This is a genomic window from Streptomyces sp. NPDC001100, from assembly GCF_053598575.1.
The window spans coordinates 52,744-73,344 of the sequence record NZ_JBSFKO010000017.1; the positions used below are offsets into that span (position 1 = coordinate 52,744).

General features: G+C 70.9%; 19 protein-coding genes, 1 other RNA gene and 1 pseudogene. 12 read left to right on the forward strand and 9 right to left on the reverse strand.

What is annotated here, in order from left to right; genetic code table 11:
* Positions 1–6: 6 nt before the first annotated feature.
* From ACWDEW_RS24855 to ACWDEW_RS24865, 3 genes are read right to left on the reverse strand one after another with little or no spacing between them, the layout of a single operon-like run.
* Entirely contained in the window at positions 7–723 is a 717-nt protein-coding gene (locus ACWDEW_RS24855; protein WP_450515124.1) for an ABC transporter permease, read from the reverse strand.
* The gene (locus ACWDEW_RS24860; protein WP_450515125.1) at positions 720–878 is read right to left on the reverse strand and encodes a hypothetical protein; all 159 of its coding nucleotides are present in this window, start codon (positions 876–878) and stop codon (positions 720–722) included. Before ACWDEW_RS24860 ends, ACWDEW_RS24855 begins: the two co-directional genes overlap by 4 nt.
* Positions 878–1,795, reverse strand: coding sequence for an ABC transporter ATP-binding protein (locus ACWDEW_RS24865; protein ID WP_450515126.1), 918 nt, complete (start codon positions 1,793–1,795; stop codon positions 878–880). The genes ACWDEW_RS24860 and ACWDEW_RS24865 overlap by 1 nt, the downstream gene beginning before the upstream one ends.
* Before the next feature lie 257 nt (positions 1,796–2,052).
* Between ACWDEW_RS24865 and ACWDEW_RS24870 the strand changes: the two genes are divergently transcribed.
* The 3 genes from ACWDEW_RS24870 to ACWDEW_RS24880 are packed head-to-tail and all read left to right on the forward strand — an operon-like array spanning position 2,053 to position 4,988.
* Entirely contained in the window at positions 2,053–2,913 is an 861-nt protein-coding gene (locus ACWDEW_RS24870) for a MaoC/PaaZ C-terminal domain-containing protein (protein WP_450515127.1), read from the forward strand.
* A 38-nt stretch (positions 2,914–2,951) separates the two neighbouring features.
* Positions 2,952–4,028 (forward strand): Zn-dependent alcohol dehydrogenase, encoded by a 1,077-nt coding sequence (locus tag ACWDEW_RS24875; protein WP_450515128.1) that lies wholly within the window; start codon positions 2,952–2,954, stop codon positions 4,026–4,028.
* Positions 4,029–4,037: 9 nt separating this feature from the next.
* A complete protein-coding gene (locus ACWDEW_RS24880; protein WP_450515129.1) occupies positions 4,038–4,988 on the forward strand; it encodes a 3-oxoacyl-ACP reductase in 951 nt (316 codons plus the stop codon).
* Between the two features lie 67 nt (positions 4,989–5,055).
* Here ACWDEW_RS24880 and ACWDEW_RS24885 read toward each other — a convergent pair whose 3' ends face one another.
* Together ACWDEW_RS24885 and ACWDEW_RS24890 are read right to left on the reverse strand one after the other, a co-directional pair.
* The gene (locus ACWDEW_RS24885) at positions 5,056–5,214 is read right to left on the reverse strand and encodes a hypothetical protein (RefSeq protein ID WP_450515130.1); all 159 of its coding nucleotides are present in this window, start codon (positions 5,212–5,214) and stop codon (positions 5,056–5,058) included.
* A 125-nt stretch (positions 5,215–5,339) separates the two neighbouring features.
* Positions 5,340–6,629 carry a hypothetical protein gene (locus tag ACWDEW_RS24890; RefSeq protein ID WP_450515131.1) on the reverse strand — a complete coding sequence of 430 codons (1,290 nt, stop codon included), beginning with the start codon at positions 6,627–6,629 and terminating at the stop codon, positions 5,340–5,342.
* Positions 6,630–6,826: 197 nt separating this feature from the next.
* Here ACWDEW_RS24890 and ACWDEW_RS24895 point away from each other — a divergent pair, with 197 nt between their 5' ends.
* The 3 genes from ACWDEW_RS24895 to ACWDEW_RS24905 are packed head-to-tail and all read left to right on the forward strand — an operon-like array spanning position 6,827 to position 9,663.
* Entirely contained in the window at positions 6,827–7,714 is an 888-nt protein-coding gene (locus ACWDEW_RS24895) for a Nif3-like dinuclear metal center hexameric protein (RefSeq protein ID WP_450515132.1), read from the forward strand.
* Positions 7,711–8,454 (forward strand): zinc ribbon domain-containing protein, encoded by a 744-nt coding sequence (locus tag ACWDEW_RS24900; RefSeq protein ID WP_359613916.1) that lies wholly within the window; start codon positions 7,711–7,713, stop codon positions 8,452–8,454. Before ACWDEW_RS24895 ends, ACWDEW_RS24900 begins: the two co-directional genes overlap by 4 nt.
* Before the next feature lie 21 nt (positions 8,455–8,475).
* A complete protein-coding gene (locus ACWDEW_RS24905; RefSeq protein WP_450515133.1) occupies positions 8,476–9,663 on the forward strand; it encodes a bifunctional RNase H/acid phosphatase in 1,188 nt (395 codons plus the stop codon).
* On the opposite strand, the gene eda is transcribed toward ACWDEW_RS24905, so the two are convergent.
* Complete coding sequence (gene eda, locus ACWDEW_RS24910) at positions 9,638–10,276, reverse strand: bifunctional 4-hydroxy-2-oxoglutarate aldolase/2-dehydro-3-deoxy-phosphogluconate aldolase (RefSeq protein ID WP_450515134.1); 639 nt, start codon at positions 10,274–10,276, stop codon at positions 9,638–9,640. The genes ACWDEW_RS24905 and eda overlap by 26 nt on opposite strands.
* A gap of 82 nt (positions 10,277–10,358) precedes the next feature.
* Positions 10,359–11,141: a peroxide stress protein YaaA gene (gene yaaA, locus ACWDEW_RS24915; protein WP_450515135.1), complete on the reverse strand. Its 783-nt coding sequence runs from the start codon at positions 11,139–11,141 to the stop codon at positions 10,359–10,361.
* A 76-nt stretch (positions 11,142–11,217) separates the two neighbouring features.
* On the opposite strand from yaaA, the gene ACWDEW_RS24920 reads away from it, so the two are divergent.
* Positions 11,218–12,651 carry an RNB domain-containing ribonuclease gene (locus tag ACWDEW_RS24920; protein ID WP_450515136.1) on the forward strand — a complete coding sequence of 478 codons (1,434 nt, stop codon included), beginning with the start codon at positions 11,218–11,220 and terminating at the stop codon, positions 12,649–12,651.
* Here ACWDEW_RS24920 and ACWDEW_RS24925 read toward each other — a convergent pair.
* Both ACWDEW_RS24925 and ACWDEW_RS24930 read right to left on the reverse strand, forming a co-directional pair.
* Positions 12,602–13,021 carry a hypothetical protein gene (locus tag ACWDEW_RS24925; protein WP_450515275.1) on the reverse strand — a complete coding sequence of 140 codons (420 nt, stop codon included), beginning with the start codon at positions 13,019–13,021 and terminating at the stop codon, positions 12,602–12,604. The genes ACWDEW_RS24920 and ACWDEW_RS24925 overlap by 50 nt on opposite strands.
* Before the next feature lie 29 nt (positions 13,022–13,050).
* On the reverse strand, positions 13,051–14,643 hold the full coding sequence (locus tag ACWDEW_RS24930; RefSeq protein ID WP_450515137.1) for an FAD-dependent monooxygenase: 1,593 nt from the start codon (positions 14,641–14,643) through the stop codon (positions 13,051–13,053).
* Between the two features lie 47 nt (positions 14,644–14,690).
* Here ACWDEW_RS24930 and ACWDEW_RS24935 point away from each other — a divergent pair, with 47 nt between their 5' ends.
* From ACWDEW_RS24935 to ACWDEW_RS24955, 5 genes and pseudogenes are all read left to right on the forward strand, one after another.
* A complete protein-coding gene (locus tag ACWDEW_RS24935) occupies positions 14,691–15,329 on the forward strand; it encodes a TetR/AcrR family transcriptional regulator (RefSeq protein ID WP_450515138.1) in 639 nt (212 codons plus the stop codon).
* Positions 15,330–15,376: 47 nt separating this feature from the next.
* Entirely contained in the window at positions 15,377–16,204 is an 828-nt protein-coding gene (locus ACWDEW_RS24940) for a helix-turn-helix domain-containing protein (protein ID WP_450515139.1), read from the forward strand.
* A gap of 22 nt (positions 16,205–16,226) precedes the next feature.
* Positions 16,227–17,009, forward strand: a pseudogene (locus ACWDEW_RS24945) (DMT family transporter); the annotation flags it as partial.
* 139 nt (positions 17,010–17,148) lie between these two features.
* Positions 17,149–17,580, forward strand: an RNA gene (rnpB, locus tag ACWDEW_RS24950) — RNase P RNA component class A.
* 573 nt (positions 17,581–18,153) lie between these two features.
* On the forward strand, positions 18,154–20,385 hold the full coding sequence (locus ACWDEW_RS24955) for a GmrSD restriction endonuclease domain-containing protein (protein WP_387688011.1): 2,232 nt from the start codon (positions 18,154–18,156) through the stop codon (positions 20,383–20,385).
* Positions 20,386–20,601: the final 216 nt, after the last annotated feature.

Below are 20,601 nucleotides of genomic sequence, written 5' to 3' on the forward strand. Positions count from 1 at the left end.
CCCCGGTCACACGGTCCGCCCGGTCCGGCGGTACGCCAGCACAGCGTACGAACCGAACGCGAGCAGCCAGGCCGTCAGGACGACGATCGCGCCGAGCGCGGGGGCGTGCCCGTCGGCGACGGAGGTGCCGAGCTGGGCGAAGCGGTTGGTGGGGGTGTACTCCGAGATCGCGCGCAGCCAGCCGGGGAAGAGGCTGATCGGGAACCACAGGCCGCCGATCACCGCGAGCCCCAGGTTGCAGGCCATGTTGGCGACGCCGGTGGTCTGGGAGGTGAGCCCGTAGCCGTTGCCGAGGCCGAGCAGGGTGAAGGGGATCGAGCCCAGCCACAGCAGCAGCGCGATCGCCGCCCACTGCCAGGCGTCGAGTCGTACGCCGTTGACCAGGCCGCCCGCCGCGAGCACCGCGACGATCGCCGGCAGCACGGTCACCGAGCCGGTCAGCGCGCGGCCGAGGACGACCTGGCGCGGGGTCATCGGCGTCACCCGCAGTTGCCGCAGCCAGCCGATCGCGCGGTCCTCGGCGACCCCGCCACCGGTGTTGAGCGCGGAGCCGACCGCGCCGTAGGCGGCCATGCCGACCATCGCCGTGGCCTTGTAGCCGCTGTCGTCACCGCCGAGGTTGGTGAACAGCAGGTACATCATCACGGGCATCGCGATCCCGCCGATCACGAAGCCGACGTCGCGCAGGGTCCGGCGGACTTCGAGGCGCAGGTAGTCGATCATCGGACGGTCTCCGTCTCGGGGGTCGTGCGGGCAGGGGAGCGGTGGTGCGGGGCCGCGGGGACGGCGTCGTGCGGGCGGTCCGTGTCCGTGCGGCCGGTCGTCGAACCAGGGGCGCGCTCGGTCCGGCCGTCCGCGAGCCGCAGGCGGTCGCGCATCACACCGTCTCCAGGTCGAGTTCACGTGCCGTCAGTGCCAGGAACGCGTGGTCGAGCGACGCCGGCGCGACCTCCAGGCCGTGGATCGCGTCCAGTTCCGCCAGCGCGCGTACCGTCGCGTCGGAGTCGTCGGTGCGCAACAGGGCGCGGTCGCCGCGGACTTCCAGGGTGCGTACGCCGGGCAGCCGGTCGAGGCCTTCGGTGGGGCGGCCCGCCAGGTCGATGGTGACGAGGCTGCCGCCGGCCGCCCGCTTGAGCTGCTCGCCGGTGCCGTCGGCGACGATCCGGCCGCGGTCGATGACGACGATCCGGTCGGCGTGCGCGTCGGCCTCCTCCAAGTAGTGAGTGGAGAACAGCACGGTGTGGCCGCGCCGCGCGTACGCCCGCATCGACTGCCAGAACGCGTGCCGCGCCTCCACATCGAGTGCGGCGGTCGGCTCGTCCAGCACGATCAGCGACGGGTTGCCCGCCAGCGCCACGGCGAACCGCACCCGCTGCGTCTGCCCGCCCGACAGCCGGTCCACCCGCCGGCCGGCCAGCTCGCCGATCCCGGCCAGCTCCAGGGCCCGCGCGACGGGCATCGGCGCCGGATAGCGCCGGGCGACGAACGCGACCAGCTCACCGACGGTGACCCGGGGCACCGCCCGCGCCTCCTGGAGCATCGCCCCCACCAGGCCGCCGCGTACGGCCGACTCGGGCACCGCGCCGAACAGTTCGACCGTGCCGGCGTCGGGCGCGTTCAGCCCGAGCAGCAGCGAGATCGCCGTCGACTTGCCCGCGCCGTTGCGCCCGAGCAGCGCGACCGTCTCGCCGCGCCCGATCTCCAGGTCCACCCCGTCGACGGCACGCACCGCGCCGAAGGTCTTGACCGCCCCCGCGAAGGACACCGTGCGCTCTGTCCCACCTGTCTGTGTCATGGGTACGACGCTACGAACTCGCGCCCCCTGTCCGGCAGATGCGCTTGTACGGACTCGGGCAGGACAAATGTCACTGGTCCCCAGCCGCGGCACCCGGACCTGACACAGTGTCAGGAGCCTTCACAACTGCCGGGTGCTGGGCTATACAAGGGTCGCCGGACTGGAACGCGTTCTAGGTCGGCCCGTGACGACCTCGGTGCGGCCGACGGTGCGGACGGCCGCACCGAGGTCTTCGACCACCGGCGATCAGGAGCCCCATGCCCATCGACGCAGCCCTGGCCCTCGCGGCCGAACCCCGGACCGGCGAGATCTCCTGGACCACCAAGGACGTCCAGCTCTACCACCTCGGCCTCGGCGCGGGCACCCCGGCGACCGACCCCGACGAGCTGCGCTACACCCTGGAGTCCCGGCTGCACGTCCTGCCGAGCTTCGCCACCGTCGCGGGCAACGGCTCACCCGGCGTGATCAGCGGCCTGTCCATGCCCGGCATCGAGGTCGACCTCGCCCGCGTCCTGCACGGCGGCCAGTCCCTGCGCCTGCACCGGCCCATCCCGGCGAAGGGCACCGCGACCAGCACCGGCAACATCGCCGCCGTGTACGACAAGGGCAAGGCCGCCGTCCTCGTCATGCGCACCGAAGTCGCCGACGCCGACGGCCCGTTGTGGACCAACGACGCGCAGATCTTCGTACGGGGGGAGGGGGGATGGGGCGGCGACCGCGGCCCCTCCACCCGCCTCGAACCGCCGACAGGCGCCCCCGACAAGGTGGTCGAGCGGCACATCCGCGAGGACCAGGCACTCCTGTACCGCCTCTCCGGCGACTGGAACCCGCTGCACGCCGACCCCGAGTTCGCCAAGGTCGCCGGGTTCGACCGGCCCATCCTGCACGGGCTGTGCACGTACGGCATGACGCTCAAGGCCGTCGTCGACACCCTGCTCGACGGCGATGTGACCCGGGTGCGCGGCTACGACACCCGGTTCGCCGGAGTCGTCTTCCCCGGCGAGACGCTGCGCATCCGCATGTGGCGGCAGGGCGACACCGAAGTGCGGGTCGCGGTGAGCGCCGTGGAGCGCGAGGACGCTCCCGTCCTCGCCGACACGACCGTCGAACACTCCTGAACCAGGCCCGAGTTGAGCAGAGTCGAGGGGAGCGCCCCATGCGCGCAGCCGTACTGCACGAGATAGGCCAGGACAAGCTGGAAGTCCTCGACGACGTCGAGGCGACGGGATTCGGGCCCGGCCGGGTCAGGATCCGGGTGCGCGCCACGGGGCTGTGCCACTCGGACCTGTCCGCTATGGCCGGCGTACTGCCGCAGCCCGCTCCCTTCGTACCAGGGCACGAGGGCGCGGGGGAGATCCTCGAAGTCGGCGAGGGCGTAAGCCACTTGAAGCCCGGCGACCGGGTCGTGGTCTGCTGGCTGCCGGCCTGCGGTGTGTGCGCCGCCTGCAAGCGCGGCCAGACCCAGCTGTGTCTGGCCGGGTTCATGAACGCGGGCACCCCCAACTTCAAGCGCCCCGGCGGCGATGTGTTCGGCTTCGCGGGCACCGGCACCTTCGCCGAGGAGGTCGTCGTCGACGCCGGTTGCGCCGTACCGATCCCCGACGACGTGCCCTTCGACATCGCGGCCCTCATCGGCTGCGGCGTCACCACCGGACTCGGCGCCGCCCTCAACACCGCGGACGTCGAGGCCGGTTCGTCGGTGGCCGTGATCGGCTGCGGCGGTGTCGGCATCTCCGCGATCCAGGGTGCCCGCCTCAAGGGCGCCGCCGAGATCGTCGCCGTCGACCCGGTCGCCTCGCGCCGCGAGGCCGCGCTCAGGTTCGGTGCCACCAGGGCGGTCTCACCGGACGAGCTGGCCGCCGCCAAGCAGGAGGTCACCGCGGGCGAGGGCTTCGACTACGTCTTCGAGGTCGTCGGCCGCTCCGCCACCGCCCGCACCGCCTACGAGAACACCCGGCGCGGCGGCACCCTCGTCATCGTCGGCGCGGGCGCCCTCGACGACTTCCTCCAACTCAACATGTTCGAGCTGTTCTTCGACGAGAAGCGCATCCTGCCCTCGATGTACGGCGGGGGAGACGTGCTGCGTTCCTACGAGCGCACGATCGCCCTGTGGCGGGCGGGCCGCGTCGACCTGGAGGGCCTGATCACCCACCGGGTGCCGCTCGCCGACATCAACGAGGCCCTGGACCAGATGCGTTCGGGGACCGCCCTGCGCACCTGCATCGAGATCTGAAGGCCGGTCATGACACAGCCACTTCAGGGCCTGGTCGCGATCGTCACCGGCGCCGGACGCGGGCTCGGCCGGGCCGAGGCGCTCGAACTCGCCCGGCTCGGCGCGGCCGTGGTCGTCAACGACTACGGACAACCGGGCCGGGACGGCTCCGGCGAGGCCTCCGCGGGCCCCGCCGAACGGGTCGCCGCCGAGATCCGCGAGGCGGGCGGCCGGGCCGTCGCCCACACCGGGGACGTGGCCGACACCCAACAGGCCGGCGAGCTCGTCGAGCTGGCGATCGACGAGCTCGGCGGCCTCGACATCCTCGTCAACAACGCGGGCATCCTCCGCGACCGCATGGTCTTCTCCATGACGGAGGGAGAGTGGGACTCGGTGATCCGGGTCCACCTCAAGGGCCACTTCAACACCACCCACTTCGCGTCCGCGCACTGGCGCAGGCGGTCCAAGGAGACGGGAGCCCCGGTGTACGGGCGGATCGTGAACACCTCCTCCGAGGCGTTCCTCGCCGGTTCCGCCGGTCAGCCCAACTACGCGGCGGCTAAAGGCGGAATCGTCGGCCTGACCACCTCCACCGCGCTCGCGCTGGCCAAGTACGGCGTCACCGCGAACGCCATCTGCCCGCGCGCCCGCACCCGGATGACCGAGGACGTCTTCGCCGGTTTCCAGGAGCCCGACGAAGGCCTCGACCCCCTTGCCCCCGAGCATGTCGCCCCGCTCGTCGGCTACTTGGCCTCGCCCGCCGCCGCCCGGATCAACGGACAGCTGCTCGTCGTGCACGGCGGCATGGTCGCGATCGTCGAACGCCCGCACGTGCAGGCCAAGTTCGACAGCAAGCAGGACACCTTCACCTACGACGAGCTGGACGCCGTACTCACTCCGCACTACGCCCGGCGGCCGGCGGAGGAGACGTTCGCCGCGGCCGAGGTGCTCGGGCTCAAGCGGGAGCCGGGCGGAGCGTAGGGAACGCGACGGCCCCGCCCGTCCGAGGACGGGCGGGGCCGTGTGGTGCAAGGTGCCCGACGTGCCGTCAGGCGTTCGCGTACTCGGACTGCTCCGACGGCTTGCGGTGACGGCCGTGGGCGGCCGAATCGCCGTCCTGCGCCGAGACCGGGCCCCGGTGCTTGCCGTGGCCGGAGGTGTCCTGCGTGTCGGCGGACATCGTCTGTGCGGTGCTCGTGTCGTTCATCGGAAACTTCACCCCGTAGTAACAAGATCCTTCATGCAGCTCGGCGATCTTATCCAGCCGTTCCGGGGCCGACGCGAGGCGGACCGCCGTCCGGAACGACTTCGTTACCGAGCCGCACCACTTTGTTACCCGACGGCCACCCGGCCTTTGAGCGGCGCCTCCCGCAACGGCACCGGACGCGGTGCGACCGGCACCGGAGGATCCGGTTCGGACGGTTGAGACGGCTCGGGCGCGGCCTCCCCAGGCGCACCCACCGTCCCGTCCCGAACCGGATCCCCCGGGCGTGTATCCCCCGTACCCCCCTTTCCCCCCGTTACCCCAGGGGTCCCCCCGGCCCCCGGGCCCCCGTTGTCCCCCGCCCCCCTGGGCACCGCGAACCGCGCCACACCGCACGGCACTTCCCGTGTGGCGTACGGCAGTTGCAGCACCCCGTCCTCGCTCCACAGCCCGGCGCCCGCCAACCACCCCTCGGGCGCCGGGAGTTGGAGCAGCTGCCGGTCCGTGGGCCGCCACACGCCGAGCCAACTGCCGCCCGGCCCGTCGATACGCAGCGCCACCCCGCAGTTCTCCGGCATCAGCACCTGCCCCGGCTGGATCGCGAACGGCGTCACCGTGCAGTCCGCCACCCGCAGGCACTCCGGGAACCGCACCGGCAGCGTGGAGCCGATCACCCCCCAGCCCAGCCGGTCCCCCCGCCCCGGCGAGGGCGCGTCCGAGCGGATGAGGAGCAGCCCGCTGTCGGGGTCGGCCGCGAGCAGCCGGTCGTCGCTGTCCGCGGCGATCTGCAGCAGCGGCGACACCTCCCCGTCCCGCTCCAGGTCGACCACGATCGCCTTGGTCCGCCCGCCGACCTCCCGGTCCAGCGCCAGCATCCGCCCCGCCCGGTCGAGCCACACCCCGCCCGAACAGCGCCCCGGCACCATCGCGAGATGCTCGGGCCCGAAGGCACCCCCCGCCACCAGCCACACGGCCGTCGACCGCCGGCCCACGGCGAGGGCGTACGCCTTCTCGCCCCCCGGCGCGGGCGGGAGCAGCCGCAGCCGGGTGTCCGGGTCCGGGCACTCGACCGCGCCGAGCGGCAGCTCACCGGTGCCCGGGCCGGTCGGGTAGAGCAGCGAGAACGTGTGCCTCCCATCCACCAGCCGCCGGATGAGCACCCGCCCGTCGCCCATCGGCTGCACCTCGCTGCCGGGCTCCTCGGGCTGGTTGCCGGGCAGCGGCACCGCGTACGGCTCGGGGCCGTCCAGGGTCCACCGCTCCGGGAACAGGCAGTCGCCGGCCGGCGCGAGGCGGGCCGCGTACGCCCCGTCCGCGGTGATCGCGCACACGGTGCCCCCGGCACCGTCAGTCCGCGTCTCCCCGCACTCGTCCCCGTCCTCGTCCGCCGCCGTGGGCTCGATCGCACAGGCCGTCATGGTTCGGTCACCTCCGGCGACGAAACTAGTTTTCGTACGTACGGACGTGGGACCGATGAGCAGCCTCATCACACATAAGGGTGGCCAAGTAACGATTCGCCTGAGGAAACCGGGACCGGTGTGCTGAACGTGGCCGTAGCCCGTCTACGACCGCTTCAGCGGTTCAGCCCCACAGTGCGGCCAGGTAGCCTTTGCCCGTGCCCCGTCAGCCCGTATCCCGTCAGTCCGCACCACGCCTGTCCGAAGTCGTCGCCGCGCTGGAGAACCTGTGGCCCGCCGAACGGGCCGAGTCCTGGGACGCGGTCGGCACCGTCACGGGCGACCCGGATCAGGGCGTCACGCGCGTGCTGTTCGCCGTCGACCCGGTCCAGGAGATCGTCGACGAGGCCGTGAAACTGGGCGCCGACCTGCTGGTCACCCACCACCCCCTCTACCTGCGCGGTACGACCACGGTCGCGGCCTCCACCTTCAAGGGCCGCGTGGTGCACACCCTGATCAAGCACGACATCGCGCTGCACGTCGCCCACACCAACGCCGACCGCGCCGACCCGGGAGTCTCCGACGCCCTCGCGGGCGCGCTCGACCTCCGTGTCGTACGCCCCCTCGTGCCGGACCCCACCGACCCCGACGGCCGCCGGGGCCTCGGCCGCGTCTGCGAGCTGGACCACCCGCTCACCGTCCGTGAACTCGCGGCCCGCGCCGCCGAGCGCCTGCCCGCCACCGCCCAGGGCATCCGCGTCGCCGGCGACCCCGACGCCCTGGTCCGCACGGTCGCCGTCAGCGGCGGCTCCGGCGACAGCCTCTTCGACGACGTACGGGCGGCCGGCGTCGACGCCTTCCTCACCGCGGACCTCCGCCACCACCCGGTGTCCGAGGCCCGCGCCCACAGTCCTCTCGCGCTGCTCGACGCGGCGCACTGGGCCACCGAGTGGCCCTGGTGCGAGCTGGCCGCCGCCCAGCTCGACGAGATCTCCGACCGCGAGGGATGGGACCTCAGGGTCCACGTCTCCAAGACGGTCACCGACCCCTGGACCGCCCACGCGGCGTCCGCCACCACACCTGACCCACTGGGAGCCCCCAACTGAACGCCGCGCCCGCCGACCAGATCCGACTTCTCGACGTCCAGGCCCTCGACGTACGCCTCCAGCAGCTCGCGCACAAGCGCAACTCACTGCCCGAGCACGCCGAGATCGACGCGCTGACCAAGGACCTCACGCAGCTGCGCGACCTGCTCGTGGCCGTGCAGACCGAGGAGAGCGACTGCGCCCGCGAGCAGACCAAGGCCGAGCAGGACGTCGACCAGGTCCGCCAGCGCGCCACCCGCGACCAGCAGCGCCTCGACTCCGGCGCCGTCACCTCGCCCAAGGACCTGGAGAACCTCCAGCGCGAGATCGTCTCCCTCGCCAAGCGCCAGGGCGACCTGGAGGACATCGTCCTGGAGGTCATGGAGCGCCGTGAGTCCGCGCAGGAGCGCACCGCCGAACTGACCGAGCGGGTCGGCTCCGTCCAGGGCAAGATCGACGACGCGACCGCCCGCCGTGACGCCGCCGCCGAGACCCTCGACGCCGACGAGGCCAAGGCCGAGAAGGAGCGCGAGGTCATCGCGGCCACCATCCCCGCCGACCTCCTCAAGCTCTACGACAAGCTCCGCCAGCAGCAGGGCGGCATCGGCGCGGCCAAGCTCTACCAGCGCACCTGCCAGGGCTGCCGCCAGGAGCTCGCCATCACCGACATCAACGAGATCCGCGCGGCGGCCCCCGACACGGTGGTCCGCTGCGAGAACTGCCGCCGCATCCTGGTGCGCACGTCCGAGTCGGGTCTGTAGGTCTTTCAAGGAGCGTTCACGGTGCGGGAGTTCATCGTCGAGGCCGACGGCGGTTCCCGGGGCAACCCGGGGCCCGCGGGCTACGGCAGCGTGGTCGTCGACGCGACGACGGGGGAGACCCTGGTGGAGGAGGCCGAGTACATCGGCGTCGCCACGAACAACGTCGCCGAGTACCGAGGCCTGATCGCGGGCCTGCGCGCCGCCCACGCCCTGGACCCCGCTGCCCGGATCCACGTCCGCATGGACTCCAAGCTCGTCGTGGAACAGATGTCGGGCCGCTGGAAGATCAAGCACCCTGATATGAAGCCTTTGGCGGCGGAGGCGGGTTCGGTGTTTCCGGCGGACCGGGTGACGTACGAGTGGATCCCCCGGGAGAAGAACAAACACGCGGACAGACTGGCGAACAAGGCGATGGACGATGGGGCGAAGCCCGTCCAGGGGCGCGGGGCTGAGACATTTGCGGCTCCGCCGCGCGGGCGCGACCAGCCCCCACCGGCCGCAACTGTGACGACAACCGACAAAACTGACGTCCGAGCCGCCCTCAACGTGGCCGCCCCCAGCCCGGGTTGGGCCCCCGCAGACATGACCGCCCCCGCAACATTCGTCCTACTCCGCCACGGAGAAACCCCCCTGACACCCCAAAAGCGCTTCTCCGGCAGCGGCGGCACCAACCCCTCCCTCTCACCCGTCGGCCAGGACCAAGCCGCCCGCGCGGCAACGGCGTTGGCGGCCCGCGGCACCATCCAGCACATCCTCGCGTCCCCCCTCACCCGCACCCGCGAGACCGCCGCGGCCGTGGCCGACCGTCTCGGCCTGGACGTGACGATCGAAGAGGGCCTGCGCGAAACGGACTTCGGCGCGTGGGAGGGCCTCACCTTCGGCGAGGTCAGGGAGCGCTACCCGGACGACCTGACGACCTGGCTGGCCGACCCCACGGCCCAACCCACCGGCGGCGGCGAGAGTTTCGCGGCGACGGCGACCCGTATCGCCGCCACCCGCGACAAGCTGATCGCGGCCTACGCGGGCCGCACGGTCCTGCTCGTTACGCACGTCACGCCGATCAAGACCTTCGTCCAACTCGCCCTGGGCGCCCCGCCGGAGTCCCTGTTCCGCATGGAACTCTCGGCGGCCTCGCTCTCCGCGGTGGCGTACTACGCGGACGGCAACGCGAGCGTACGGCTGTTCAACGACACGTCCCACCTGCGCTGAGCGTCGCCGCCTCGCGGGCCAGCGCCTCGATCCGCCCCCAGTCCCGCGCGGCCACCGCGTCCGCCGGGATCATCCAACTCCCGCCCACACAGCCGACGTTGGGCAACGCCAGGTATTCAGGCGCCGAGTCGATCCCTATCCCACCCGTGGGGCAGAACCGCGCCTGCGGCAACGGCCCGGCCAGCGACCCGAGATAGGCCGTACCGCCCGCCGCCGCGGCCGGGAAGAACTTCATCTCCCGCACCCCGCGCTCCAGCAGCGCCACGACCTCCGACGTGGTCGACACCCCCGGCAGGAACGGCACTCCGGACCCCTGCATCGCCTCCAGCAGCAGCTCGGTCCACCCGGGGCTCACCAGGAAACCGGCCCCCGCCGCCACCGACTCCTTCACCTGCCCCGGAGTCAGTACGGTCCCGACCCCGACGACCGCCCCCGACACCTCGTCCGCGATCGCCCGCAGCGCCTCCAGCGCGGCCGGCGTCCGCAAGGTCACCTCGATCGCCGGCAGCCCCCCGGCGACCAGCGCCCGAGCGAGCGGTACGGCGTCGGCCGCGTCCTCGATGACGACGACGGGCAGCACGGGAGCGAGATCGAGCAGCGAGGAGGAGGCCATGGCCTCATCCTGCCGAGCTCAAGCATTCTGCGCAAAGGTCATTGCGCAGAATGCAACGCGCATCCGCGCCGGGAAGAAACGCTCAGTGAATCTCGTCCACCAGCACATCCAGCGACCAGGCCCGCCCCGCCTGCCCGGGCGCCTCCGCCTCCACCTCGTACCCCAGCCCGCGCAACGCGTCCACCAGTTCGGCCGGCGTCCCAGGCGCGACCGACGCGCTCAGCAGACTCCGTACGATCCGCCCCTTCGTCGCCTTGTTGAAGTGGCTGACGACCTTCCGGGTCGGCGCGTGCAGCACCCGTACGGTCGCCGTGCGCTCCGCGACCTCGCCCTTCGGCTTCCACGCCGCCGCGTACGCCGAGGACCGCAGGTCGAGCACGAGCCCGTTCCCGGCGGCCTCGGGCAGCACGGCCGCCATCGGTGCCCGCCAGTGCGCGCCCAGCGCCCCGAGCCCCGGCAGTCGTACCCCCATCGAGCAGCGGTACGACGGAATCCGGTCCGTCACCCGCACCGCGCCCCACAGCCCGGAGAAGACGAGCAGCGAGCGCGCGGCACGCTTCTTCGCGGCCGTGTCCAGCGAAGCCAGGTCGAGGGCGTCGTAGAGGACACCCGTGTAGATCTCCCCGGCGGGCCGCGCGCCGGCGGTCCGCAGGCCGACGTTCTTCGCGATCTCGCCGCGCAGCCCTTCGCTCAGCCCGAGCACCTCGCGCGCCTTGTCCTCGTCGGCCGCGCACAACTCGACGAGTTCGTCGAGCACGGCTGCGCGGGCGTCGGCGAGTCCCGGCAGCGACAGCGATTCCGGCTTGAGCGGGGCACCGCGGCCGGAGGAGGCCTTGCCTTCGGAGGGCGGCAGCAGGACGAGCACGGTGGGTTTCTCCTTACGGTGGGTGCTGCGCCAGCGTAAAGGGTGCGGCCGGGCGGATTGTGCCTACGCTCGTGTCATGCCCCGCCGCCGTATCCGGGTGACCGGCACCCCCGAAGCCCCGCTCCGTGCCGCCCTCGCCGCGCTCCGCACCGAACTCGGCGTACCCGAGAGCTTCCCGCCGGAGGTACTGGCCGAGGCGGAACGGGCGGCCGCGGCCCCGCTGCCCCCGGTCCTGGACGCGACCGACATCCCCTTCTTCACCGTCGACCCGCCCACGTCCATGGACCTCGACCAGGCGATGCACCTCTCCCGCCGAGTGACCGGCGGCTTCCGCGTCCGGTACGCCATCGCCGACGTCGCCTCCTTCGTCGTGCCCGGCGGGGCGCTCGACGCGGAGGCCCACCGCCGCGTCACCACCCTCTACTTCCCCGACGAGAAGACCCCGCTGCACCCGCCCCTGCTCAGCGAGGGCGCCGCGAGTCTGCTGCCGGACACGACCCGGCCGGCGGTGCTGTGGACGATCGACCTGGACGCGGACGGCCGTACCGTCGCCGTCGACGTCCACCGTGCGCTGGTCCGCAGCCGGGCCAAGCTCGACTACGCGACCGTGCAGCGACGGATCGAAGCGGGCACCGCCGAGGAACCGGTCGCGCTGCTCAAGGACATCGGCGAGGCGCGCGAACGCCTGGAGGTGGAGCGCGGCGGCATCTCCCTCAACGTGCCCGAACAGGAGATCGTCGAGCGCGACGGCACCTACGAACTCGCCTACCGCGCCCCGCTCCCCGCCGACGGCTGGAACGCCCAGATCTCCCTGCTCACCGGCATGGCCGCGGCCGGCCTGATGCTCGCGCACGGCACGGGCGTCCTGCGCACCCTGCCCGCCGCCCCGGACGGCGCGGTCGGCCGCCTGCACCGCACCGCGCACGCCCTGCACATCGACTGGCCGCACCACATGTCGTACGCCGCACTCATCCGCTCCCTCGACCCGCGCCTCCCGCACCACGCGGCCTTCCTCCAGGAGTGCACGACCCTGCTGCGCGGCGCGGGCTACACGGTTTTCAGGGACGGGAACCTCCCCGCCATCACCACCCATGCGGCGGTGGCCGCCCCTTACACCCACTGCACTGCCCCGCTACGACGCCTCGTCGACCGCTACGCCGCCGAGATCTGCCTCTCTCCCGCGTCCCCGCCCGCCTGGGTCCTGGCCGGCCTCGACGCCCTCCCCAAACAGATGGCCGACGGCACCCGCCTCGCGGGCACGGTCGAGCGCGAGTGCGTCGACATCGTCGAGGCCGCACTGCTGAAGGACCGCGTCGGCGACCTCTTCGACGGCTATGTCGTCGACGTGGACGAACACCAACCCGCCGTGGGAAAGGTGCAGTTGGACTCCCCGGCCGTCGTCGCCCGCCTCGACGGCGGTACGACTCCGCTGCCGCTGGGGGAGCGGCTGCGGGTCCGGCTCACACAGGCGGACCCGGGGACGTCGAAGGTACGGTTCGCGCCTGCTTGACCGCCGCTACGAGGGTGTCGGCGCCGTCGGCGTGGAAGCGGACGGTGGCGACCTCCCGTTGGCGCCCGAGGAAGGTGAAGTGGGTTACGGGCTCGGTGAGTTGGAGTGTGACGGTGGTCTGCGAGCCGACGGGGAGGTTCAGTTCGCCGTCGGTCGGCTGGTGGGTCATCCGCAACTCCCGCCGTACGGAGGCAACTTGCTCCAGCGGTATGCGCAGGTCGACACGGACGCCCCGGCGGATCCGGAGCGAGTCCGCCGTCAGGACGTGCGGGCGGACCGTGAAGGCCGCGTGCATGCCGACGACGAACACGATGGTGTAGACGTCCAGGGCGAGCACGACGCGGTGAACCGCCGGAAAGTTCCGCAGCAGGACGTGGAAACGCTGACGTTACGGCAGGGTCAAGCACCGACCGGCGCGCCGAACCACAGCCGCAGCGCGTCGGCCGGATCGCCCTCGCCGCCGTCCGTGTCCGCCGCCCAGGCGGTGAATCCGTCGGGCCGCACCAGCAGCCCGGCGAGCTCCGGCCGCCCGGGGCAGGAGGCGGTGAGGACGTCCACCACACCCTCGTAGCCGTCCGCGCGGGCCCGGAGTTTCGGGTCGTCGGCGAGGTCGAGGAGGAGGGCGCGGCCGTGGTGGAGGTGGTCGGCGAGGCGGGTGCCGTCGGCGAGTTCGAGGTCGGGGGCGCTGCGGCCGGTCAACGGGTGGTCGCCGGGGAGGTCGTAGTGCTGCCAGACGCCGGAGATCCGCTTCACGAGATACGTCGTCCCGTCCACCGTCCCCGCGAGGTCGGTGACCACCGAGCGCAGGGCCCGGGAGTGCGGCTCGGGGCGCATCACCGCGATCTGGGCACGCGTCCAGTCGAGCACCCAGGCGCCGATCGGGTGCCGTTCCGCGGTGTAGCTGTCGAGCAGCTCGACCGGTGCCCTGCCGCTCACCACCAGGGCGAGCTTCCAGCCGAGGTTCATCGCGTCCCCGACACCGAGGTTGAGCCCCTGCCCGCCGAACGGCGAGTGGACGTGCGCCGCGTCGCCCGCGAGCAGCACCCGGCCCGCCCGATAGGTGTCCGCCTGACGACAGTTGTCGGTGAACCGGGTCGAGGAGTGGACCTTGTGCACGGTGACATCGACACCGGTCACCCGGCGCACACTCGCCTGCAACTCATCGACGGTGACGGGGGATTGGCGGTCCTCGGGCGGCCCGTCGAACTCGACGGTCAGGATCCGTCCCGGCAACGGACCGAAGGCGTACGTCCCCACGTCGGTGGTGTTCCAGCCGCCGCTGAGCGGCTCGGTGCCGGTCATGTCGGCGATGGCCTGGTAGCCGGTGATCTCCGGTGCGGTGCCCGGGAATTGGATCCCGGTGAGCTTGCGCACGAGACTGCGGCCACCGTCGCAGCCGACCAGCCAGCCGGCCCGGACGGCGTACGGCGCGGAACCGTCCGTGGGAGCGAGGCGGACCGTCACCCCGTCCTCGTCGGTGTCGAAGCCGGTCAACTCGACCTGCCTGCGCACCTCGACGCCGAGTGCGTCGGCGTGCCGGCCGAGCAGCCGCTCCAGCGGGGCCTGCGGGACGAGCCCGACGCGGTCGGCCGGGCCGAGACCCGCGAAGGCCGGGTCCGACTCGTCGAGCAGATCGGCCCGCAGCATGATCCCGGAGAAGTGCCCGGCGAACTTGGGCGGCGGCACGGGGTTGTTGCCGCTGTCGGTGTCGCCGTCGCCGTGCGTCCGCGTGAACTCCTTGAAGCGGTTCATCGCCTCCTGGTGTATCCCGGTCAGCTCGGGGAGCAGCCCGCGCCGGTAAAGGGCCACGGTGGTCGTGGAGTTGAGGCCGCCGGCCTTGATGGTCTCGTCGACCTCGGCCAGCCGCTCCACGACCAGCACCCGGGCCCCGCCGAGGGTCAGCTCGGCGGCCAGGAGCAGGCCTACGGGGCCGGCGCCGGAGACGACGACGTCGTAGTCGGTGTTCTTCTCGGTGTTCGTGTCAGTGTCCATGGCCAAGAGTGTAGTCACTAAAAAATTATGTTCGCTACACTATTCTCATGAGCGATGGTGAGGGCGAGCTCTCTCTGAGGGAGCGCAAGAAGCGGGCGACCCGGCAGCGGATCTCGAACGTGGCCACGGACCTGTTCAAGGCGCGCGGCTTCGACGGGGTGTCGGTCGCGGAGGTCGCACGCGCCGCCGAGGTGTCGACGATGACCGTCTTCAACTACTTCCCGCGCAAGGAGGACCTGTTCCTCGACCGCATCCCCGAGGCGGTCGAGGTGCTCAGCGGCGCGGTACGCCACCGCGCCCCGGGCGAGACCCCGCTCGCCGCGCTGCGCCGCCTCACACTCGAACTCCGCGACCAGCACCACCCGTTGGCCGGCCCCAACGACAACTTCCCGGCCTTCTGGCAGGTCGTGATCGACTCGCCCGCCCTGCGCGCCCGGGCCCGCGAAGGCCTGGAGGAGATCGAGAACGCCCTGTCCGACGCCCTCGCCGAGACCGCCCCCGGCACCCCCGGCACCCCCGACCCCGCCCTGACCGCGGCCCTGATCGTCGCCGCGTACCGATCGGTGTACGTCACCACCGCGCGCCGCCTGCTCGCCGGCGAACGCGGGGAAGCTACGGCCGAGGACCACCGGGCCCGGATGAACGCGGCCTTCGACGTCCTGGAGCGGGCGCTGACCTGGGCATAGCGTGCGTCCCCGCCGCGTTGCACTCTTGAGGAAAGGGGGTCCCACTGGTGAACGCACGCGAACAGGCCCTGTGGACGAGGGCGAGACTGGGCCACTGCGGCCCGCCGCTCGACCTCCTCACCGCCCGCTTCGACCGGCACGTCTACGCCCCGCACGCCCACGAGGAGTTCACGATCGGCGTCTGCGTCGACGGCTCCGAACTCATCGACTACCGCGGCGGCCACATCCGTACGGCCCCCGGCTCCATCGTCGTCCTCGCCCCCGGCGAAATGCACACCGGCGGCCCCGCCAACACCACCGACGGCTACGCCTACCGTGCCCTCTACGCCGACCCGGCACTGCTGACCGACGGCACCCTCGGCGGCGTCCCGCACTTCCGCGAACCGCTCCTCGACGACGCCGAACTCGCCCGCGCGTTCCGCCTCGCGCACACCGAACTCAGCCTCTGCCCCGACCCGTTGGAGGCCGAGTCCCGCCTCCCGTGGCTGCTGGCGGCCCTGGCCCGCCGCCACTCGACATCCCGCCCGGCACCGGACGAGATCCCGGGCGCGGCCTGGGTGGCCCACGCGGTGAGGGACCGCCTGGCCGACGACCTGCTGACCCCGCCGTCGCTCTCGGCCCTGGCCACGGACTTCGGCCTGTCCCGCTACCAGCTCCTCCGCGCCTTCCGTACGACGATGGGCATACCGCCGTACGCCTGGCTCGCCCAGTACCGGGTCACCCGGGCACGCGGACTGCTGGAGGCGGGCGGGCGCCCCGCCGAGGTCGCGGCCCAGGTGGGCTTCGCCGACCAGGCGCATCTGACCCGCTGGTTCCGGCGGGTGCTGGGGGTGACCCCGGCGGCGTACCGCAACAGCGTTCAAGACGCGCGATGAGGGGGCGGCGCATCCTCGCCGTATGACTGCACGCGGCTGGTTCCTGTTCTCCCTGATGGGAGTGGTGTGGGGCATCCCCTACCTGATGATCAAGGTGGCGGTGGACGCCCCGCTCTCCCCGTCCATGGTCGTCTTCACACGCTGCGCCCTGGGCGCGGTACTCCTGCTCCCCTTCGCCCTACGACAGGGCGGCCTGACTCGTGTGGTCCGGTCGCACTGGCGCCCGATGCTGGCCTTCGCGTGCATAGAGATCATCGGCCCGTGGTTCACACTGACGGACGCGGAACGGCACCTGTCCAGCTCCACCGCCGGGCTGCTGATCGCGGGCGTACCGATCGTGGGCGTGCTGATGGCGCGCTTCTTCGGCGACGCGGAACGGTTGGGCGCCAGGCGGGTGGCGGGTCTGGCGCTTGGCCTGTCCGGGGTCACGGTCCTCACGGTCCCGCATCTGACGGGCGGCGACGCGCGCTCGCTGGCCGAGGTGCTGCTGACGGTGCTCGGCTACGCGACGGCACCGCTGATAGCGGCCCGCTACCTGAAGGACGTCCCGACGCTCCAACTGACGGCGCCGTGCCTGGCGTTGGCGGCGGTCGTGTACGCCCCGGCGGCGGCGCTGACCTGGCCGTCCACCGTGCCCTCGGCTCAGGTGCTGACCTCCCTCGCCGGCCTGGGTGTGATCTGCACGGCGGTGGCGTTCGTGGCCTTCCTGGAGCTGATCAAGGAGGTCGGCCCGACCCGCTCGACAGTGATCACGTACGTCAACCCGGCGGTCGCGGTGGCGGCGGGGGCGCTGTTCCTGGGCGAGGACCTGACGGTCGGCATCGGGGTGGCGTTCACGTTGATTCTGGCGGGGTCGGTGCTGGCGACGGCGGGGCCGGGTGGGGGCGGACCGGACGTCGGTCGGCGGGGCCGCGCCCGCCCGGTAGCATGGTCGACACGGCAGACGAGCCGGGCGGACGGCCGCGTGGAGTGCCCCTAGCGGGAACTCCCCGAGGAACGTCCGGGCTCCACAGGGCAGGGTGATGGCTAACGGCCACCCGGGGTGACCCGCGGGACAGTGCCACAGAAAACAGACCGCCGGGGCTGCGCTCTTGAAAGAGGGCGCTCCTCGGTAAGGGTGAAACGGTGGTGTAAGAGACCACCAGTGCCCAGGGTGACCTGGGCAGCTAGGTAAACCCCACCCGGAGCAAGGTCAAAAGGAGCCACCGCTTCGAAAGAGGCGCGGCTCTGCGCGGACGTTCGAGGGCTGCCCGCCCGAGTCCGCGGGTAGACCGCACGAGGCCGGTGGCAACACCGGTCCTAGATGGATGGCCGTCGCCGGGGGGATCGTGAGGTCTCTCCGGACACAGAACCCGGCGTACAGCCTGACTCGTCTGCCGCTTCGCGTTTCCGCAGGTCAGAGGCCATGTTTAGCACTTGAACAAACTCTTCGGGTCGAATCCGGGTCGAATTCGCCGTCGCGTATTGTCCGGCGCGTCCAACCCGCCGAGGGGCAGACGGGTCATTTCGAACATCTTGGGGGTGCAAGGGGGCTCAGAAGGCGGCGGACGGCGGGATGGGAAGCGTCGAGCGCACTCAGCAGTATTGTCCGGCGCGTCCCATGTGTAGAGGGCTGGTGTCATGGGGCAGGGGCGAGTCGGATCCGGTGCTGCTCAACGGACTTGTTTCCGATGACATCGCATGTTGAGTGTGTTTGCTGTTCTAGCCTCGGGCTTTCACCAGCCGGACAGCCCGCCTCGTGAAAGGGCGAGGCTAGTTGGGTGCCGCCGCTGTGCATTCCTCCTTGTGGCGAGTGCCATTGGCCCTGCGCTGCAGCGTGTCCGCGTGGTAGAAACCTGATGCTGTTCCCACGCTCTGACCGCTTCCGCCGACCAGCTGCCCTCGAACGTCAGGAGCCCTCGGCTGTGCCACCTACTTTGTATCGAGACACTGGTTACACGCTCCGGCACTTGATCGAGAACATCGAAGGCGGTCGCATCGGACTCCCCGACATTCAGCGCCCGTTCGTCTGGTCCGCGGCGAAGACCCGCGATCTCTTCGATTCGATGTATCGGGGTTACCCGATCGGCACCCTAATGTTCTGGGAGACCGGCGCTGAGGTGGGGACGCGGCAGATCGGAACGGAAGCCGGCGATCGAACACCCCAGCTGTTGGTCGTTGACGGGCAGCAGCGGCTCACTGCCCTGTTCGCCGTCCTCACCGGGCGCAAGATCGTCACCAAGTCCTTCGACGAGATCAACGTTCGCATCGCGTTCCACCCGGAGGACCAGACGTTCGAGGTCGCGGACGCGGCGATCGAGCGTGACGCTCACTTCATACCGGACATCACCGCGCTCTGGGCCCGAGGCGGTTACAAGCCCACCGTCCGGCAGTTCTTTCAACGGCTCGAACAGGCCAGCGGACAGCCTTTGTCGGATGCTGCCAAGGATGAGCTCGAAGAACGCATAGACAGGGTCCGGGACCTGCACGAGTTTCGCTTCCAGGTTGTGGAGCTGGGCGCTTCGGCCAACGAGGAGCAGGTCGCCGACATCTTCGTGCGCATCAACTCCGAAGGCGTGAAGCTCAACCAGTCCGACTTCATCCTCACCCTGATGTCAGTGCATTGGGAGAAGGGGCGCCGCCAGCTCGAAGACTTCAGCCGCAGCGCGGTGATCGTAGGACTTCCCGGTCCGAGTCCTCGGAACGCCTTTCTGGATCCCAGCCCGGACCAACTGCTGCGTGTAGCCGTCGCCGTCGCCTTCCGGCGCGCCCGGCTGCAGCACGTCTATAGCGTCCTACGAGGAAAGGACCTCGAAACCGGCAAGGTCACTGCCGTTCGACGGCAGGAGCAGTTCGACCGGCTCGCCCAAGCACACATGAAGGTCCTGGACCTGACCAGCTGGCACGAGTTCTTCCAGTGCGTCACGGCGGCTGGCTTCCGCAGCCGCAAGATGATCACCTCCGACAACGCCCTGCTGTACAGCTACACGATCTGGCTGATCGGACGCCACGATTTCGGGCTGACGGCCGATGAACTCCGTCCCGTGATCGGCCGGTGGTTCTTCATGGCGCACACCACCGGCCGGTACTCCAACTCACCGGAGTCACAGATGGAGTTCGACCTGGGACGCATTGGCAGTCTGCCGTCAGGCGACGGCCGAGCCTTCACCGCGGAACTCGACCGGATCATCGCAGCGAACTTCACCGGCGACTATTGGGACATCTCCCTGCCGAACCGGTTGGACACATCCTCGTCGCGTTCACCGGTGCTGTTCGCCTACCAGGCGGCGCTCAACATCCTTGACGCCGAAATGCTCCTCGGCGACCAACGAATCCGTGATCTGCTGGACCCCTCAGTCAAACCAGCCAAGGCTGTCGACAGGGACAACCTGTTCCACCGCAAGACACTCGCCGGACTGGGTATCACCGACCGGCGCCAAGTCAATGCCATCGCCAACATGGCCTACGTGACGTGGCCAGCAGACGAGCAGTCCAACACCGACGCACCACATGACTACTGGCCGAGAATCACGGACGCGATGGACCCGGAGGCGCTCAAGCGGCAGGTACGGTGGCACGCGCTCCCGGTCGGCTGGGAGCAGCTCGACTATTTCACCTTCCTGGAACGGCGGCGCCAGCTAATCGCCAAGGTCGTGCGGGAAGCGTTCGAAACCCTCACGGGAGAACGCCCTACGTACGTCCCAACCACCCCGGCCGACATGATCGCCGCCGGCGAGTCCCAGGGCACCGAGTTCAAGGCAAGCGCCCGCTGGAACGTGCACACCCGGCAGGCCGACAAGTCCCTCCGGCACAACATCGTCAAGGCCGTCTGCGGCTTCCTGAACGGCGAGGGCGGAAACCTGTATATCGGCGTCGCTGACGACGGGACTGTCCTCGGTATCGAGAACGACCTCGCCACTCTGGAGTCGCAGGCCAGCGTCGACGGGTACGAGCTCTTCGTACGCCAACTCCTCGACAGCAGCCTGTCGACCCCGACAGCGACCACCGTCCGCGTACACTTCCCCGAAATTTCTGGCAACGTCGTCTGTCAGATCAGCGTTGCCGCAGCAGGTAGGCCGGTGTTCGCCAAGCCCGCCAAGGGCGGCAACGGCGCCACCGACTTCTGGGTCCGGGTCGGCAACGCCACCAGGCAACTCCATGGCGATGACCTCCTGCGCTATCAGGAGGAACACTGGGGATGAGCGTCCTTAGGGCCAGTCCGGTCCGCCTTCCCGGCCTCCTCGCTGATCAGCTTGAACCCACAATGGCCCGCGCGCTGTGGGTGATGGGCGAGGAGTTAGGCGAGGGCGACCTACCCGGGCGTGCCGCCCGTGCTCTGGGTGAGTGCGGCGACGTGTTCCACGAGAACCTGGTTTGCTGCGTGATACTCCGCAGTGAAGTGAGGGATGGTCGTGTAG

What these genes read in the sequence shown, in the direction of transcription:
- ACWDEW_RS24885 (WP_450515130.1), bottom strand. Translation starts at nt 5,214, where the DNA reads ATGAACGACACGAGCACCGCACAGACGATGTCCGCCGACACGCAGGAC.
- ACWDEW_RS24855 (WP_450515124.1), bottom strand. Translation starts at nt 723, where the DNA reads ATGATCGACTACCTGCGCCTCGAAGTCCGCCGGACCCTGCGCGACGTC.
- ACWDEW_RS24935 (WP_450515138.1), top strand. Translation starts at nt 14,691, where the DNA reads ATGAGCGATGGTGAGGGCGAGCTCTCTCTGAGGGAGCGCAAGAAGCGG.
- ACWDEW_RS24865 (WP_450515126.1), bottom strand. Translation starts at nt 1,795, where the DNA reads ATGACACAGACAGGTGGGACAGAGCGCACGGTGTCCTTCGCGGGGGCG.
- ACWDEW_RS24870 (WP_450515127.1), top strand. Translation starts at nt 2,053, where the DNA reads ATGCCCATCGACGCAGCCCTGGCCCTCGCGGCCGAACCCCGGACCGGC.
- ACWDEW_RS24890 (WP_450515131.1), bottom strand. Translation starts at nt 6,629, where the DNA reads ATGACGGCCTGTGCGATCGAGCCCACGGCGGCGGACGAGGACGGGGAC.
- ACWDEW_RS24880 (WP_450515129.1), top strand. Translation starts at nt 4,038, where the DNA reads ATGACACAGCCACTTCAGGGCCTGGTCGCGATCGTCACCGGCGCCGGA.
- ACWDEW_RS24860 (WP_450515125.1), bottom strand. Translation starts at nt 878, where the DNA reads ATGCGCGACCGCCTGCGGCTCGCGGACGGCCGGACCGAGCGCGCCCCT.
- ACWDEW_RS24920 (WP_450515136.1), top strand. Translation starts at nt 11,218, where the DNA reads ATGCCCCGCCGCCGTATCCGGGTGACCGGCACCCCCGAAGCCCCGCTC.
- eda (WP_450515134.1), bottom strand. Translation starts at nt 10,276, where the DNA reads ATGGCCTCCTCCTCGCTGCTCGATCTCGCTCCCGTGCTGCCCGTCGTC.
- ACWDEW_RS24875 (WP_450515128.1), top strand. Translation starts at nt 2,952, where the DNA reads ATGCGCGCAGCCGTACTGCACGAGATAGGCCAGGACAAGCTGGAAGTC.
- ACWDEW_RS24930 (WP_450515137.1), bottom strand. Translation starts at nt 14,643, where the DNA reads ATGGACACTGACACGAACACCGAGAAGAACACCGACTACGACGTCGTC.